Source organism: Vibrio harveyi NBRC 15634 = ATCC 14126 = KCTC 12724 (assembly GCF_001591145.1).
Lineage (GTDB): Bacteria > Pseudomonadota > Gammaproteobacteria > Enterobacterales > Vibrionaceae > Vibrio > Vibrio harveyi.
Genome location: NZ_BCUF01000073.1, coordinates 1 through 16,465, shown reverse-complemented (window position 1 = coordinate 16,465; position 16,465 = coordinate 1). Strand labels below are relative to the sequence as shown.

18 protein-coding genes are annotated in these 16,465 nt (G+C 45.1%); all 18 read right to left on the bottom strand.

Annotated features, from left to right (window positions below; all coding sequences use genetic code 11):
• Positions 1-105 precede the first annotated feature (105 nt).
• Positions 106-336, bottom strand: a complete 231-nt coding sequence (locus VHA02S_RS23180; protein ID WP_005448648.1) for a PapB/FocB family fimbrial expression transcriptional regulator — start codon at positions 334-336, stop codon at positions 106-108.
• Positions 337-390: 54 nt separating this feature from the next.
• Positions 391-1,134: an NADH:ubiquinone reductase (Na(+)-transporting) subunit C gene (gene nqrC, locus VHA02S_RS23175; RefSeq protein WP_009696933.1), complete on the bottom strand. Its 744-nt coding sequence runs from the start codon at positions 1,132-1,134 to the stop codon at positions 391-393.
• Between the two features lie 9 nt (positions 1,135-1,143).
• Positions 1,144-1,602: a copper chaperone PCu(A)C gene (locus VHA02S_RS23170; RefSeq protein ID WP_038898216.1), complete on the bottom strand. Its 459-nt coding sequence runs from the start codon at positions 1,600-1,602 to the stop codon at positions 1,144-1,146.
• Positions 1,603-1,622: 20 nt separating this feature from the next.
• Complete coding sequence (locus VHA02S_RS23165; RefSeq protein WP_009696931.1) at positions 1,623-2,105, bottom strand: TlpA family protein disulfide reductase; 483 nt, start codon at positions 2,103-2,105, stop codon at positions 1,623-1,625.
• Positions 2,095-2,769: an ABC transporter ATP-binding protein gene (locus tag VHA02S_RS23160; RefSeq protein WP_017188592.1), complete on the bottom strand. Its 675-nt coding sequence runs from the start codon at positions 2,767-2,769 to the stop codon at positions 2,095-2,097. The genes VHA02S_RS23165 and VHA02S_RS23160 overlap by 11 nt, the downstream gene beginning before the upstream one ends.
• A gap of 2 nt (positions 2,770-2,771) precedes the next feature.
• Entirely contained in the window at positions 2,772-3,908 is a 1,137-nt protein-coding gene (locus VHA02S_RS23155; RefSeq protein WP_038898215.1) for an ABC transporter permease, read from the bottom strand.
• Complete coding sequence (locus VHA02S_RS23150) at positions 3,895-5,181, bottom strand: ABC transporter permease (RefSeq protein WP_038898214.1); 1,287 nt, start codon at positions 5,179-5,181, stop codon at positions 3,895-3,897. Before VHA02S_RS23150 ends, VHA02S_RS23155 begins: the two co-directional genes overlap by 14 nt.
• Before the next feature lie 2 nt (positions 5,182-5,183).
• Positions 5,184-6,587, bottom strand: coding sequence for a Fe-S-containing protein (locus VHA02S_RS23145; RefSeq protein ID WP_038898213.1), 1,404 nt, complete (start codon positions 6,585-6,587; stop codon positions 5,184-5,186).
• A gap of 104 nt (positions 6,588-6,691) precedes the next feature.
• A complete protein-coding gene (locus VHA02S_RS23140) occupies positions 6,692-7,225 on the bottom strand; it encodes an iron transporter (protein ID WP_017188589.1) in 534 nt (177 codons plus the stop codon).
• A 45-nt stretch (positions 7,226-7,270) separates the two neighbouring features.
• Positions 7,271-9,241, bottom strand: coding sequence for an FTR1 family iron permease (locus tag VHA02S_RS23135; RefSeq protein WP_227740441.1), 1,971 nt, complete (start codon positions 9,239-9,241; stop codon positions 7,271-7,273).
• Between the two features lie 426 nt (positions 9,242-9,667).
• Positions 9,668-10,090 (bottom strand): hypothetical protein, encoded by a 423-nt coding sequence (locus tag VHA02S_RS23130; protein WP_005448633.1) that lies wholly within the window; start codon positions 10,088-10,090, stop codon positions 9,668-9,670.
• A 172-nt stretch (positions 10,091-10,262) separates the two neighbouring features.
• Entirely contained in the window at positions 10,263-10,715 is a 453-nt protein-coding gene (locus VHA02S_RS23125; protein WP_005445358.1) for a hypothetical protein, read from the bottom strand.
• A gap of 140 nt (positions 10,716-10,855) precedes the next feature.
• Positions 10,856-11,101, bottom strand: coding sequence for a hypothetical protein (locus VHA02S_RS23120; protein ID WP_017188587.1), 246 nt, complete (start codon positions 11,099-11,101; stop codon positions 10,856-10,858).
• A 298-nt stretch (positions 11,102-11,399) separates the two neighbouring features.
• Positions 11,400-12,113 carry a class I SAM-dependent methyltransferase gene (locus VHA02S_RS23115; protein ID WP_038898210.1) on the bottom strand — a complete coding sequence of 238 codons (714 nt, stop codon included), beginning with the start codon at positions 12,111-12,113 and terminating at the stop codon, positions 11,400-11,402.
• A 151-nt stretch (positions 12,114-12,264) separates the two neighbouring features.
• Positions 12,265-12,666 (bottom strand): GFA family protein, encoded by a 402-nt coding sequence (locus tag VHA02S_RS23110; RefSeq protein WP_009696921.1) that lies wholly within the window; start codon positions 12,664-12,666, stop codon positions 12,265-12,267.
• A 168-nt stretch (positions 12,667-12,834) separates the two neighbouring features.
• Positions 12,835-13,098, bottom strand: coding sequence for a DUF3012 domain-containing protein (locus VHA02S_RS23105; RefSeq protein WP_005445362.1), 264 nt, complete (start codon positions 13,096-13,098; stop codon positions 12,835-12,837).
• Between the two features lie 161 nt (positions 13,099-13,259).
• Positions 13,260-14,279: a type 2 isopentenyl-diphosphate Delta-isomerase gene (gene fni / locus VHA02S_RS23100; protein ID WP_038898209.1), complete on the bottom strand. Its 1,020-nt coding sequence runs from the start codon at positions 14,277-14,279 to the stop codon at positions 13,260-13,262.
• Between the two features lie 249 nt (positions 14,280-14,528).
• On the bottom strand, positions 14,529-16,322 hold the full coding sequence (locus VHA02S_RS23095) for a cation:proton antiporter (protein ID WP_038898208.1): 1,794 nt from the start codon (positions 16,320-16,322) through the stop codon (positions 14,529-14,531).
• Between the last annotated feature and the right edge of the window lie 143 nt (positions 16,323-16,465).

Genomic DNA, 16,465 nt, shown 5'->3' with positions numbered 1-16,465 from the left:
CGTTACTTGGGTATACTCACGCCACCGTTGTTGTTCAAAGCCTTATAGTGAATAAAAGTAGCATGGTCGCTGAATGCAGAGGCGTCACTAAAAAGTGGTGGGCACTTAATAAAACTTCCTTAACTTGAGAACCGTCGACTCAACATCTCGAAGCTTACGTAAACGAACGCTGAGAAAGCTCTGATTGATACCCACCGTTTCAGTGGCTAAGCGCTGGCTTTTTCCTTCGACTAAGTGCATTCGAAGTGCTTTTATTAATACTGCTGAGCGAATTTTAGTAAGCTGAATCAATAACATCAGTTGTTCTTCTGAAACTTGACCTCTTCTAAGTGCCATCACCTTTTCTCCTTGAGCGCAGAGTTTAAATTGCCTTATGAATAGTCAAACTTTTTAATTTCGGTATTGGCGTAAGAACTCGCCGAAACCAAGATCCCCGGTCCAAAAATTAATCGCGTGTTCAACGCCTTGGCTGGTGTAGGTTGCCCCACTGATTCCATCGACAGAGTAAGCGTCTTGTGTATTGCGCCCTTCCTGTACGATACGAATCGATGGATGACCATGGTCGAACAAGGGCTTGTCTTTGAACTGCTTTGTCCAGTTAGCGTTATCGGTAATCTCCGCCCCTAATCCTGCGCTCTCCCCATGTTTGTAAAACGACAGACTCGCAATGTGGTAGTTGTCGCTATAGAGGGCTAAGTAGCCATAAATCAAACCAAACTTACCTTCACCACGGATTGGCAAAACAATTCGAGAGACTTGCCCGTTATCATCTTTAATCAAATACACAGGCAACCTATTTTCACGCATTTTAATCCCAGCAAGATCATCACGAGAAGAAAGCTTTACTGCATTACTTGGGTCGATGGGAAATGCAGAGAATGACTCGTCTACACTCATGGAGGCATCGCGATATTCGCCACTATCAAGGTCGACAGCTTCAACCGATACATATTGCTCCATCAATTTCTTCATCGGCATACGCTTGTCCATTAACCCTGCCGATTCCGCGAGGGTAAGACGCTGATCCAACTGCGTCAATTTAGGTGGCTCTTTCTTTGCTTGCTCGGGTTCAGAACAACCACTCAAACTAAACAACGCTGCTGCGACCAGCGCCAAACCTATTCGTACTTTCATTGAGCCACCTTATTTCAGTTTACGAGGCACCACTTGCGCGATCACTTTGAAGTCACCTTGATTGGTGTTTACTACCATCGTCAGGTACTCACCAAGTTCTAATTCACGCTTTGGACCAAACATCATGAAATGGTGTGTATTTGGCGTAAGCGCGAGTTTTTTATGTGCAGGAATAGTGATGCTTTTCACCATAAACATTTTGCGCTTACCCGCTTCATACTTCGTCCCGTGTAGCATGGTCTTGTCGAATTCATCCACTTTGAAGCTATTGATGACTAAAGCTTCATCTGAGTTATTGTGAATGGTCATTTTCGACCCCGTTCCCTTTGCACCGCTGGCTAACTGAAAGATGACTGGTGATTCAATTTGTACTTTTTCTTGTAAGTTTTCAGTCGCCCAAGCAGAAGACATCATGGCAAAGACAGTAATCAGAGCGGTCAAAAACGGGCGGAATTTTGTAAGTGACATTTGGTTGATTCCTAAAATGATTAAAGTTGAGAGATGACCTTGTCCAGATCCATACTCGCTGAATAGCCGATGTGCATGTCCACCAGCTTTCCATCGCGATTAATGAGGTAAGTTGTGGGTGTCACCCCAATAGAGAAACGTTCTTTAGTGATGCCCAATTGATCTTTCACCATAGGAAATGAAAACCCATACTTGGTGGCGTATTCATTTAAGTCGACCTCGTAGTCATCAATGTTAATCGCTATCACTGCGACTTCATCGCTTCGACGTGCATATACGTCTTGCCATTTCTTCATCATGGCAATGCACGCACCGCAGGTGGAAGACCAAAATTCCAGAACAATTTTCTTACCTTGATAGCTTTCAAGGCTTACCGTTTGTTGCGCCGCATTCATTGCAGCAATATCAGGACTCGGTTGCCCGATTTGTGCTTTTTGGTCTTTACAACCAAATAACGCAAGCATGGCTAACAGCGCGATCACGTAGCGGCGTTTATGCCACATCTAACACCTCCTCTCCGATGTACTTGCCGTGTTGGAGGCGGATGATTCGGTCCGTGTACTGACCTAAGCTTGGGTTGTGGGTGACCATAATGATGGTTCGGTTTTGTGCATGGAGTTTTTGGAAAATATCGAGGACGATTTTTTCGTTCTCCTCGTCCAAGTTACCAGTGGGTTCGTCAGCAAACAGGATCGGGCTTTCATTCACAATCGCGCGAGCGATGCATACACGCTGCTGCTCACCACCAGAAAGCTGACTCGGCAAGTGTTCAAAGCGGTGCCCTAGACCTACTTGTTCTAACACTCGCTTTGCTGCTTCTTCATCGGGCACACTATGGTAATGCTGCGCAAGCATCACGTTCTCCAGAGCAGTGAGATAAGGAATGAGATGAAACTGCTGGAAGACCAGACCGATTTTCTCTGCTCGAAATGCTCGTCGCCCTTCTTCATCTAGGCTGTCCGCTTCCTCACCATCGAGGAACACCTTACCTGAGGTCGGATTGTCCAAACAGCTGAGGATATTCATTAAGGTCGTTTTACCTGAGCCCGACGCGCCCATAATGGCAACAAACTCCCCTTTCTTGACCTCAATATTGATGTCGTCCAACGCATGAACTTGGTCAAAAACCTTGCATAAGCCTTCGGTCTTAATAGCGTAATCTGACATGGTTAATCTCCTTTGAGCACTTTAGCCGGATCGATACGAATGGCTCTGATGGTTGGAAGCGTTGCAGCCACTAAAGCCGCAGCGAAAGAAAGTAAGCTAGTGATAACCAGCACAGGGAAACGTAAATCAATGGTGGCGTTAAACACCGAATGTCCAAGAAATTGCGCTAACACATAGCCGATTAGCAACCCTGCAATAACTGCGGCAAAGGTAATGGCAAGAGTTTCAACAACAATCTGACGAGTAATGGATTGATTGGATGCGCCCAAAGACTTTTGTAGTGCGAACTCATAACGTCGCTCAGAAATCATCGACGTCATGGTTGTATTCACGCATAAGGTAGACAACACTAAAATGACCAAAGCGACGATGCCCATTAACAGCTTAATCTTATTGAGTACTTTACCTTCCGATGCTGACACCTTTCGGATAGGACGAACAAGCAAGTCTGGGTACTGCTGCTTCAAAGTCGATTCAAACTGCCCTACCTGACCTTTATCATTCGTTAGACTGAACATGGCAAAATTGATTTCATCCCCTTTGTTCAACCATTTTTGTACGAACGGTAGGTTTACAATTAGGTAGTTATCTTCATCCGAACCTGACTCAATGATACCCTTAATCTTGAACGTATAACGGTCACTTTTGTTGTAGACCGTCAGGTCAGAGCCAACTTTGAGTTCTAATTTCTCTGCCAGTTTCTTTCCGATCATGACATTCCGATCATCAAAAGAGACACCAATCCATCGACCTTCCACTTGCCAATAAGGAACCAGTTTTTTCAACTGCGAAAAGTCGATACCCATTAAGACAATTTTCTCTAGCTCGGCTTGTACCATGCCGTACAGATATGGGCTGGAAGCAATTAAACTGTCTTTAGGTGCCTCTGCTTTGATCTGTTGGTATTGCTTTGTCGTTAATGTCGCTGTCGCGTCCGGTCCTACAAAAAAGTTCGCTCCGTAGTTTCGTAGCTCATGACTCATCTTCTGGTTAATGTCGAAGTAGACCCCAGCCATTGCAGTAATGATCGCCGCGCCAACCGTCAACGCCATAAACACCACGAGAACACGTTGCGCACGTAATCTCAATGAACGCCAAACTAAGGTAAGCAGCATAGAGGAAGATTTATTTGCGACCATACAACACCTCAATTGGGTAGAGAGAAGCAATTCTGCGTGAAGGGAAGTAAGTACCTAACACTGTAATTAGGGTCGAGATAAACAGCACCACTGGAACGATGATCCAATCAAAAGAGATGGATGAACCAAACAGTGCATAACCAACCACTTTGGATAGTCCCCACCCGGCAAGGCAACCAAGTAAGCCGCCCAACACGCCACAAATCATCGATTCAGAATAGAACAACGCATACACTTGCCAGTTGTGAGCACCAAGGGACTTCATCAAACCAATCTCTTTGGCTCGCTGCAATATCGCATTGGTCATTAATGAGGCGATCCCCATCGCAGAAGCGATCAAAGCGGCAAACGTCACAACAAACAATAAGCTTTGGATCTTATGAATCACCATGCCTTCTGAAGCGGCAACCTGCCACAAAGGCTTCACCATTGCGTTATTCATCGCGCCTTCTAATTGGAAAGAGATTGAGGAGACAAACGCCGTGCAGAACCAAAGGTCATATTCATCCGAATCGAGCGATTCCAAATCTTCACGTGCTTTTTTTGATAGTGCGTTTTCCGGCACCGTCAATGCTGAGACTTTTACCGATTGTACTCGTCCTTCCAAACCTAGTAGTTTCTGGCCAAGGTTCAGCGACAGTAACACTGCGTTCTCATCCGTCGTGCCATTTTCCAGTAAGCCCGTTATCGTTACCGACAATGTGCGGTTTTCGAGGCCGCGCAACTCAAGCTTGTCGCCAGATTTAAGACCCATTTTTTGCGCCAATGACTGCCCTACCAAGGCTTGAGTTTTTTCATCATCTGGCCATTGACCATCGACATGCCAATACGTCGAGATGGTTTTATTACCCGTTCGGTATTTGCCATCGTCAGAAACAGGCAGGTTCTTATCAAAAAAAGTACCGATAATATTGACGGTTTTATTGAACTCAGGCGCTTTAACTTGCCCACGTACAAATGGAGCAAAACCAATAATGTTATTGCGCCAAAAGATGTCCATGATGTTGGGCAGTTCACTCTCTGCAAGTAAGTCTTCTTTTTCCAACTTGTTGACGTTCTTCGCCAAAATATCTGGCAGCTTTACTTGTCCTTCAGGAGAGATTTCAATGTTGGCACCATAGCTTTTCATCTCCATCGACATCTTGTTACCGATATTGATTGAAATAGCCAGCAGCGCTGAGATTAGGCTCGCCGCGAGAAAAACCGTAACGACAGCGAGTAATTTTCGGTTGGTATCATGTCGCCATGACTGACGAAGCATTCTGATTAACATGATTACTCTCCTAACGGATTTAGCGGTTCAACGTCCGCGTATTTCCATGGATCATCACGGAAAGCGTCATAAGATTGCTCAGAGGTAAAGAAGTAGGTCTTTCCTGAGAATGAATAACTGTGCTCAGCCTCCATATTGCTGATCTTCTCGCCATTGACTGGATCTGTCGCCATGACTTCCACCACGTCACTAAAATATTTCAGACCGCTTTCTAGGGTCGACTTCGAAATTACGATTTCATGATTCGCGACGGTCCATTTAGGAATAGGGATTGGGTTACACCCACCAGGCTTACCAATCGAAGGAATAAAGATATGTACGCCACACGCCAAGCACACCACTTGATCGCCAACTTGCGCGTACCCTGCATCACCACACAGCATGCAAGCATCAAAGACAACGCCAAACTTCTCTTCACCGGCAAAACGATCAATGATGAAAAAGCGCACCACTTTGCCATCGCTTGCTACCCATTCAAATCGGTGCAGTTTTCCATCGATTAATTGCTCAGAGATAGGGACATGGACAGCGCTATCGGCTGCCACTTCAATACGCTGCGCTTCTGAACGACGAATCGGTTGAGAAGCGACAAGATCCCAGAAAAGCAGCGCAATCAGAATCGTAGCGATAGTCGCAATATTAAAACGCACTTTACGTTGAGCTGAATTCAAAGCCGCTTGATGTTTGCGTCGTTCAATCGCGGATTCAGCTTGCTTCACCTGCTCTTGTAGTGGTCGAGTCTGAGTAACGAAAAAGACAGTCACACAAATAGAAACTAATGCCAGTACGGCGTAAGACAGAATCCAAGAGAAGTTGGTGACTTTAGATACGTAAGACAGTAAACCTTTATCGAGACCAAGAATCCCTAGCTTCATGCACGCCAGGATAATCTCACCAGAGAGGGGCAATGCTGCCAGCACTAACAACAGTAAACAAAGTGCATTACGAGCTATCTTGGATAGGGATTTGGTCGTCAAAGAGGCCGCGATCTTGATTAGTGCAATCAAGACAAATCCTAGAACCACAGAACTGATGTTTAAAATCAGCTCGGTGTTAATAACGTTGGTTGTGCTCAACATCGTGAGCTTGGCTTCTTTTGCCCAAACAAAACTGCATAGAAAGACCGTTACGCTTTGCAGGCACACCAATAAGGTCGAAGGCAATCGCCATATGGCACCAAGTAAAGCCGACAGGAAGATAACGCCAAGATAAACACTGTTAATAATAAGTACATTCACTTGGCTAAATGGCAGTAGATGAAACAGTGCAGAACCAAAGAGCACCGCAAGCACAAACCACCCAATCTGGTGTTTATACAAAGCGTTAGATTGCGCAGCCCACAGCACACCAAATAGCATCGCAGGGAGCAAAAAAACGAGTAAGACGTGAGAAAGATAGAAGCTCATATTTACCACTGACCATTCATGCACAGTGCATCAGACAGATAAGTCACTCAAAAAACCAGAACAACCAGACCACAAACTGCAGCCTGGTTGTTACACAAGGAAGGTTACTTAATGCCTACGTACTTAAACTTGTATTGAGCATCAAATGGTTTGAACCAACGACCAACGCCAGTTTCTTCATCCGTATGACGTAGCAAACCCGCTTTTGACGGTGGATCGATGTGGAATGTAAGCTCGTAGTTACCCACACCTAACATGTTGATGTTTGAGCCGTAGTGAGGACCATCTGCTGCTACCATCGGCATGAAGGTCCCTTCTTGCACTTTACCGGTATCGACGTTTTTCAACGTGTAGTTAATGGTTAGGTAAGGGATCCACTCACCCGCCCCAAAGCCGTTTTTGTTACCAGCAAGAGCATGGATGTCTGCCTCTAAGTGCACTTCCGATTTAGAAGCTGCACGCATCATACCTTGAGGCTCCATCGTAACGGGCTTAAGGTAAACAGCAGCAATCTCCATACCATTCATTTCAAGAGGTTCACCAGCTGGGTGCTCAACGAAAGGTAGATCATTTGCCATAGCCATACCTGATAGAGCTGAAGCAGCCACTGCGGTAGCGATGAGTTTTTTATTCAACATAGTAATGTCCTTTACTTACTTGATTTTACAAAGATTTTTTCACGTTTAACAACGAGCTTGCTGAGCAAGATCTCGCTTACTTCTTGCTTTCATTACGATGAGCGCAAAGACTGCTGCCACGATAAGCGCCAGTTGAGGCAGCAAAGTTTCCATGTATGGGTAAATGCCCAACGGAGCAAACTCTGGCGCGCCTGAAATTAATGTCGGTTGGAATAACTTACCTTCAATCAGTTCTAGGACACCTTTACCCGCAAAGACAAACGCCATCAGATACATGAATCCGCCAGTAAAGATGAAGAAAGGTTTGAGAGGGAGCTTGACCACGCTATAGCGCATGACAAAGAAGATCACCGCGAGCAGTAGCACACCAATAGCGAATCCAGCAATCAGGGCGATCATGGTTTGAGAGTTGGTATCGGCCGCCAAAGCAAAGTAGAACAAGACCGTCTCTGCACCTTCACGGTAAACCGCTAGGAAGCTCGCCAGCCATAAACCAAAGAGAGAGCCTGTGGTGATCGACGTGGCAAGTTTGCTTTTGAGGTAGCGCTTCCATTGAGCGGCTTCAACTTTGGAAAGCAGCCAGTAACTCATAGAGAACAGCACGACAACAGCAATCAACATGGTGATGCCTTCAAGCAGCTCTCGACTTGCGCCAGAGTTTTCAAATAACCACTGGAACAATACCGCGGTGATCGCACTGGCAATTAGACCAACAACGACCGAATTTTTGACAACATGTAGCTTGTCAGAGGCATCGTTTTTGATCAGGTAAGCGGTAATGGCGGCAACGATAAGCAGCGCTTCCAATCCTTCACGGAAAATAATGGTGAAGCTCGCGATCAACATCGCCCACCAACTCAAGTTGCCTTCAGATAGATTGCCTGCTGCATCCATCAAGCCTACTTTTAGCTTTTGCACTTGCTGGTCAATATCAGCCTGAGCTTGATTTGCCTTTAGCATACTGACAATACGGGTGAAGTAGCCTTCAAGTTCTGATTTGAATGCGCTGTCTCTCGACCCCACCGCATTTTCCATACCTGATGCTTCAAAATGATCGAAGTAAGCATCTTGTACCGCAAGAATAGCCGCCGTTTTGTCACCATGTTGATAGCTATCAATAGCGCCATCAATCGCAGTCATGATATCGCTGACGACAGGGTTCCAATCACGTGCAGCAACTGCTGTATCGGCGTTCTTCGCAGTATCAGGAATTTGGAAATCGCGTGTCGCTGGCAGACCCGGTAATTCGTCTTTCAATCCTTGAACCAAGGTCGACAACTCATACCCAAATCGGATCAGGTTTTGTTGATTAAAAGGTTGCTTGGTGATTTTGGCAATAGAGCGGAACGCTGCGTTGTATTCTGCCGAACGCTCTGCAGATCGATGTAACCGAATAGCGATTTCCAGCTCGGTATTTTTGTACCCTTTGAACTGCGCTTGTTGCACTAAATCGAATGCACGTTGTTGTTTTTCTGCTGCGCTTTCTGGTTGTTCGCCAGATTCACGATATTCAGTCAAAGCCGCATTGAGCTGGGTGTCGATGCTTGTGACCGCTTCACGCCAAAACGGCAAGATATCCTCGGTATGTAGATTGGTGTTTTCAGCTTTAAGTTGGTGACCTGACGCCAAGATCTCCGGCAGACCCAGAATTTCTTTTTTCAACCAATTGATTTCCGTATCCACTTCATCAACTGGTTTTCCCGCAACGATTAACTTGCGAATGTCACCAAACTTCGCCTCTAGTTGATACGCGTATTGCTGCGAGTAATTAATTCGTACCGGACCTTCTAGGCTTTCAAACACCTCGAAATACGCCATTTGTACTGTTGTTTTTGCTTGGTCTTTATCGCCTTGTTCATAGAGCTGAGATGCTTTATCTAAGCGCTGCGCAATGTCGTTGACCGCACTGTCATAGTCAATCGCAAAGGCAAAAGAGGAATAAATAGAGACAAGTAACACCAAGAGTGTTGAGAACGTCGTTTTCTTTACCGCCAACATAGTTCGTCCACAAAACATGAATATTTCGTGAACGCTATTGCAAATTATTATCATTTACAATGAGTAAAATTTGCTGGGTGAAAACAACCATGAAGCACGTATAAGTGGTAAGAAGCTATCGCCTCAAATGTAAGGCTATGATTTTGTGGAGATATTTGCGTTACAGGATTTTTTAGTATTCATCTGGATAATAAATACGACAAAATCGACAAAACTTAAGTTTTCACTTCTGATGACAGGATATCATCCTGTTGTGAACTGTTTTCATCCGAATAAAAGTGCATATAAAACGAAAGTTCACAGCCCAATAAAAGTAAAAATGTAGAAATAAAGTCTGTATACCCAAGTGACTTCAAGATGCAGGACGAAGAAGATGGGCTCGAATAACTGGCAAAAGGAAAATACCTACGACACAAGCCATGGGTATTTCATTTTCCGGTTTGATTACATCACACACTCTTTGGCGGCTTGCGCTTTTTCGATGCCTTCTTCAATCAAAGATTTGGTTTCTTCACTACCGATCGATGACATTACTTTATCCATCACCTTATCCACCGTCGACTCTGAAGACGCTTCCACCAAACAAGCGTATGCATTGGCAATATGCTCTTTTGCTTCAATCAAGGCTTGTGGATCACTGAAATCCACATTCATCGCTTCCTCTACAGATGCAGCTAACTCTTCTGCAGATTCAGCAGCATCACCAAACTGATCGAGATTGAATGCATCTTCTACCGATTCCATCTGCTCTTGAACCGTATCAATCGCTTTGTTTGCTGCTTCTTGTGCTTGGTCAATGGCTTTGCTTGCGTCATCACAGCCAGCCAGCGCCACTGCCAATACCATTATTGAGATTGTCTTTTTCATGTTTGTTCTTCTAACAAGTAAATCGCTCATCATCACAATACGTGATAAGCCAATAGATTTTAATTCAAGAGTTGTAAGAAGAGGAAACAGAAATACTTGAAAGCCCTAAAAACAAAAGCCGCTAAAACGAGCGGCTTTTGTTTTTATATTAACTTAACTGTTTAACCAACGGCTAAGCTATTCTACCGTGGCTAATCGCCATCATTTCATCATACGACCGTTGTAACGCATCAAATGTCCACTCGAAGTACACTCTTCGCTCCATCAGTGGCGCAATTTGATCGGCATAAAATGATTCAATAGTAAGATCAGAGTACTCAACTTGCAGGCTATCGCCGTCCGTCCCCCAATCTTCGTATTCACGATTACCAATGAGATCATAAAGATTGTTACTTAAGAAGCTGTATATCACTAAGAATGATTTTACTGCATCTTCAGAAAAGTTAAGCATGCCGGCAATCTGCGCCACGTCATACGACTTTTCTTTATCACCTTGGTTAATATCAAGCCTTACCAATTGGGTCTCCCACGTTGCCAATTCACCGTGGGAGTCCAAGACATGTTGATTCAGGGCTTCAAACACCTGAAAAAAGTCTTGGATCATTGCAATGTATTTGTCAGACATAACGTCCCTTATTGTATTTGGTGAACGGACGATCTTCGCCGCCGTATTGTTGCTCACCCTAGCCAGTGGTTGTTAAAACGTAGACTACAAGTTGCAGCATTGCATACTGCCCCTGTAATCTTATTGTCATTTTTGAGTGATTAGTCAACTAATAGCGAAGGGTCGTCAATGCCCATGTAATCACACAATTCACGCTTAATGCGGTGGAAGTCTTGGATTGAAACGAAGTAGTCGGCGTAATCAGTTTTGCCTTCAATACCAATATGAATCGATGTAAAAGTCTCAATTGCCGCGGTAATTTCAATGAAATCATTCGCAAGCGAGAACGTCACAACATGATCCATATTTAGGTAACGCCCTGACTCGATTTTTAATGCCTTCGCCATGATGATTTCCTACAGCCTAAAAGTAATAATGAAATTCGGTTACTGGACAACAGACCGATGAACAGCCACACAGTGGCTGAAATTCTGCGCCAAGATTGACGTGAGACTATCATAAGCGCTCGCCTTCAAAATTAGAGACAAACCGCACTTTCACTTGGATTTACTTACAAATGAAACATTTACCAAAAATCTGACCGCAAATTCACAAATAAGGTAAAAAGCGCGTGTATTTCACAAAATATACAAACAAAAAGACCGCTGAATTAACGGTCTTAAGAGCGTTCATAGGACAAGAGCATTAGATGTTGATTTGGTACATCGCGAAATAAGTATCCGCTTGGATAACATGCTTTTGGTTATGCTGTTTCAGCGCTTCAACAGCGTTTACAAATGGGTCATCTCCTGCAAATGCTTCCGCTAACTTGGAGTATCGCTTAGAAGACGAGAACAACACATGCGCCAGTTCTTCAGCACTGACTTCTAACTCTACTGTCTCTTTATAAACGTTGACCGCTTGAAACCCTTCACAATCGCTGAAGTTGATAGCATGGTCGTAGTTGGATTCAACCAAGTCCATCTCGATACCAAGCTGCTCAAGAGATTTTTCTAGCAGCACTTCAAAATCATAAACCACAACATGTGCTTTAGGCTGGCAAACACGCTGTAGCTCTGCCAATAAATCCGTTGATTTTGCATAAGAGAGCGAGCCAGCAAACGTCACCACATCCACACTACTGTCTGAAAGAGGTACGTGTTCACCGTCACCAACATGATATTCAATACCTACTGATGGTTTGGCTTGTTCAATCATTGATGTGCTCGGGTCAACCCCATGAACCTGCTGACAGAACTTAGCCAAAGCAAACGTCGATACGCCCGTGCCGCAGCCGATATCCAACCCCAATTGAAACTGAGGTAACTCTTCCAAATTGGCTTGCAAAATCACTTGATGCAGTGGCGGACGATAAGCCGCGTAGTGCTTAGAAATGGCTTGGTTGTATTCTTCGCTCACTGATGTTCTCCCAAAAAACTGTCGATATTAACTAATCGTATAGTGTCGGATATTACTGCCACTCAAAAGCAAAAAGCCACTCAATTGAGTGGCTCTATCTCACAACTTTAAATCCTTAGCGATTTTGTACTAAACGCAGCAAGAAACCGACCTATAGCTTAGGCTCCGCTTCAAACTGTTTAAGCTCATCAGTAATCTCATTCCATGGCGCTTTCGAACCGACAAAAATGTGGAAACTCGGTTTGTCGGCAGGGATATCGTCAAGGATACCTAAACGAACATTCACAATACCGTTGTTCTTTTTCGAATAGAGGCTAGATCCGCAATGACGGCAGAATGAGAGTTCGGTATTTGCGCTCTTCTGATAGGTTTGGATATGCTCTTCACCTTCGATAACTATCAGCTTGTCGAGTGCAACACCTCCCGCCGATGAATAATCAGAACCCGTAAACTTGCGGCATTCAGAACAATGACAATTGCCCATGTATTTGAATTCATCCGCAACTTCGATCTTTACCTTGCCACACAGACATGAACCTTTGAGTACTTCCATTTTTTAGTCCTTCTCTTATTGGAATTACGGTAACCATGCCAGTCCCATACAACGAAATAAAGATAAGTAAGTCAGGTTTGCAAAAATGGAACGACAAATTGGAAGTAAAGAAACAGAAACACAAAAGCCGAGCATGACGCTCGGCTTTCTCAATTTTGTTCGGTCAATTTAGAACACGCAGTGCTTAGCAAAGCCAGTCGCTTCGTTGGCTGTCCAATCGCCTTTTGGCTTCTCTTTTAAATCTTCACACCACTGCTCGCTACCGATGCCATCTTGCAGAACACAGTGCTTTGCAAAATCTACTGCGTTGTCAGCGGTCCACTCTGTTTTAGACTTGTCACGCATGTCTTTACACCAAGCTTCTGTGCCCACTTCGTCAGTACATGCGGTAAGCGCTGTTGCCGCTAGCAGTAGCATTACCAATTTTTTCATAAATTCAGGTTCCACTTTCAATTGATGAATGGACTATACCCAAAATATCAGCGCAAGTGTTAAGACTCAGACAATTTATCGACGTTCACTCTGTAAAAGACGTGAAATTCGGCGAAATCAACCTAACTGTATCAATAAGCGAGTAAATATTAGCCGTTGAGCTAAAGACGACGAGCTTGGGTCAATGCTTGGAGATTTACAGAGCCGGTACCAAAGCACGCTAAACGCAGCTCTAATGCCATTTGTTCAAAGTGATCGACAACAGACTGTGTGCTGATTGTTGCGGCTTTTAATACCGCACCAGCTTGCCCAACTAGATTGGCACCCAGATGTATCGCCTTCGCGGCTTCTAAGCCGTTATGCACGCCGCCAGACGCAATTAAAGGTAAGTCAGGGTATTGAGCGTGAATTTGCTCTAAACACTTAGCCGTTGGAATGCCCCAGTCACGAAACAACTCAGCTGCGCGCTGCATCTTATTGTCTGTCTGACAGTAACCTTCGACCGCTGACCAACTTGTACCACCAGCGCCTGCAACATCAATCGCATCCACGCCCACTTCGACAAGTTGTTTCGCCACTGCGCCACTGATGCCAAAACCCACCTCTTTGATGATCATCGGGACATCAATGCGCTGTTTTAGCTGCTCAATCGATTTAAGCACACCAATCCAATCATGGTCGCCATTCTGTTGAAAAGCTTCTTGCATAGGGTTGAGATGCACAAATAAAGCTTCCGCTTGGATAAAGTCGACCGCACGTTGGGCGTTGTCGAGACGTTGTTTGTCTCTCAGTTGAGCGGCACCCAGGTTGGAATACAAAGGCACGCTCTTGGCGAGATCACGAATGGTCTTACCCAGACCTGAATGTAGGCTGTCTTCTAGGCTCACTCGCTGTGAGCCAACCCCCATCGCAATGCCCATTTCACTAGCCGCTTCTGCCAAACGACAGTTGATGATTTCTGCGTCTTTTGCGCCGCCAGTCATCGAACTGATCAAAAACGGCAACGCCAATGAATGACCAAGAAACTCGCTCGAAAGATCGATGGTGTTAAAGTCACATTCAGGCAATGCGCAATGCTCAAATTCGACAGACTCAAAGCCCGCCGTTTTGCTTTTCATGTTCATGTCATGATGTAAAACAGCGTCTAGATGTAAGTCTTTTCGATTAGATTGCGGAGCCATAATGTCACCCTAAAGTAAAACAGTCGCGCAGTATTGCGATCCTTGTCATTTACGTCAATGCGAAAATTCGGAAATTGAACAATTTATTTGCCGAATCGAGCCTTGTGGGCTCTGGTCTTATGACTAAGAAATCATATTAAGGAGCAGCGTTTAAAACACTGCGCCTCACTGCTCTATTAAGCTTGGGTAACGATTAACAATGTTGCCACTCCGATGTGCCAAGAGTGGCAGTTCTATACGCCATTTGCGCTATTGAGTCTCGACCGATTGAATAAGCGCCACCACAGTGCTGGTTGTAGGCGGTTTGAACTGGTCTGGATCATCACAGAATTGAATTTTGCCTTTCTCTTCAACATGGAAAAGCGGAATCATCAAATTGTCTTTGTGGTGATCAAGGTAATGTTGGTAGGTGAAACTCTCGCTTAGCTTGGTGTGTTTGATTTCTGCCCCTTGGCTCAACAAACTTGCCATTTGGGTGTAACTGACGTTGCCACCCATCAGCAATTTGCCGTGATACTCTTCGGCAACCGAGTGTTTTTCATTGCCGTTAGATTTGGTTTTCTGCAGGCAATGTACTTTATCTTCGCCGAATTCGCCGACAAATTGCATACACGCCATGATATTGAAGTGTTGGTCCGGCGTCAGTGCCACCACTTGTCCAATACCAATCAGGTTCAGGTTATCATCCGCATGGCTAGAGATCGGGTTACCGTAGTAATGGTCTAAGCCCAACATGCGAACTTGGCTGATGTAATCCCAGTTAGAATCGGTGAGCAGAACTTTGCGATCGTATCTCGCCAGTGCTTTTCCTATCTCTTGCGCCACTCGGTTTGCGCCAATCAATAAAAAGCCTCTCGGTGCTGGCTCAGCCACGCCCAACACTTTAGCCATAGGGCGAGCCGTAGCACTTTGTAGTACCACGGTGCCGATGATCACCATGAAGGTCATTGGCACCAACAGCATGGCTTCTGAAATGCCATATTCTGTCAGCTTGATAGCAAACAGAGACGAGATGGATGCTGCAACAATACCGCGCGGCGCAACCCAAGAGAGGAACAGCTTATCCTTGAAGGTTAAGTTACTGCGAATAGTTGAAGCGAAAATCGAAAGTGGACGCGATACCAACTGCATGAAAACAAACAACATTACCGCACCAATGCCAAGCGCGGCAAAGTCATCAAGACTGATTCGAGCCGCTAAGAAGATGAACAACCCGGTGATCAACAAGATGGTTAAGTGCTCTTTAAAGTGCAGGATCTGCTGAATGTTGATGCCCTTTGCATTTGCTAACCACATGCCCATCACGGTAACCGTCAATAGCCCTGCTTCCGATTCCATTTGGTTAGAAATCGAGAACACACCGAGCACCACCATCAAAACCGCAAATGGCTGAAGGTATTCCGGCAACCAAGCTCGGCGCAAAACGGTAGATACCGCAGCACCGGAGGCAACACCAAGAATCAAACCCACCGCAATGATGGTACCGAATACTTCGACACTGTTAACGGCATTGTGCGAGACAATAAACTCGTACACCATCACTACAAACAGCGCGCCTAATGGGTCAATGAGAATGCCTTCCCAACGCAGAATATTGGCGAGTTTGGAACTTGGGCGCACGGTTCTCAGCAATGGCACGATCACCGTTGGACCAGTAACGACGGTTAAACTGGCGAATAAAATCGCAAGCTCCCAAGTAAAGTTAAGGAAATAGTGCGTCGCCACACTGGTTGCCACCCAAGATATGATTGCGCCGACAGACACGATGCTCCACACCGAACCGCTCACACCACGGATCTCTTTAAAGTTAAGGGTTAAACTGCCCTCAAATAGAATCACCGCCACAGCGAGGGAAACTAAGGGGAAGAGTAAATCCCCGAGAATGTCATCTGGATTGAGCCATTGTAGAATCGGACCAACAATGATCCCTGCTAATAGCAAGAACAGAATGGCAGGTAAGCGCATTCGCCACGCCAACCATTGACAACCTAAACCGATAACCCCAACCGCCGACAGCACCAGCGCTTCGTTGCCCACTTGCATTTATCATCACCTAATTTGTTATTGTTATGGTGAGCTTTCGCCCAAAACCAATTAACTCTATAAAAAAGATTAGTTTAGTGTGAATGCTCCGCCAGTTTTCGTTCAAATATGCGACTCTCCCTCAAAATTCTCGGTCTGTGTTG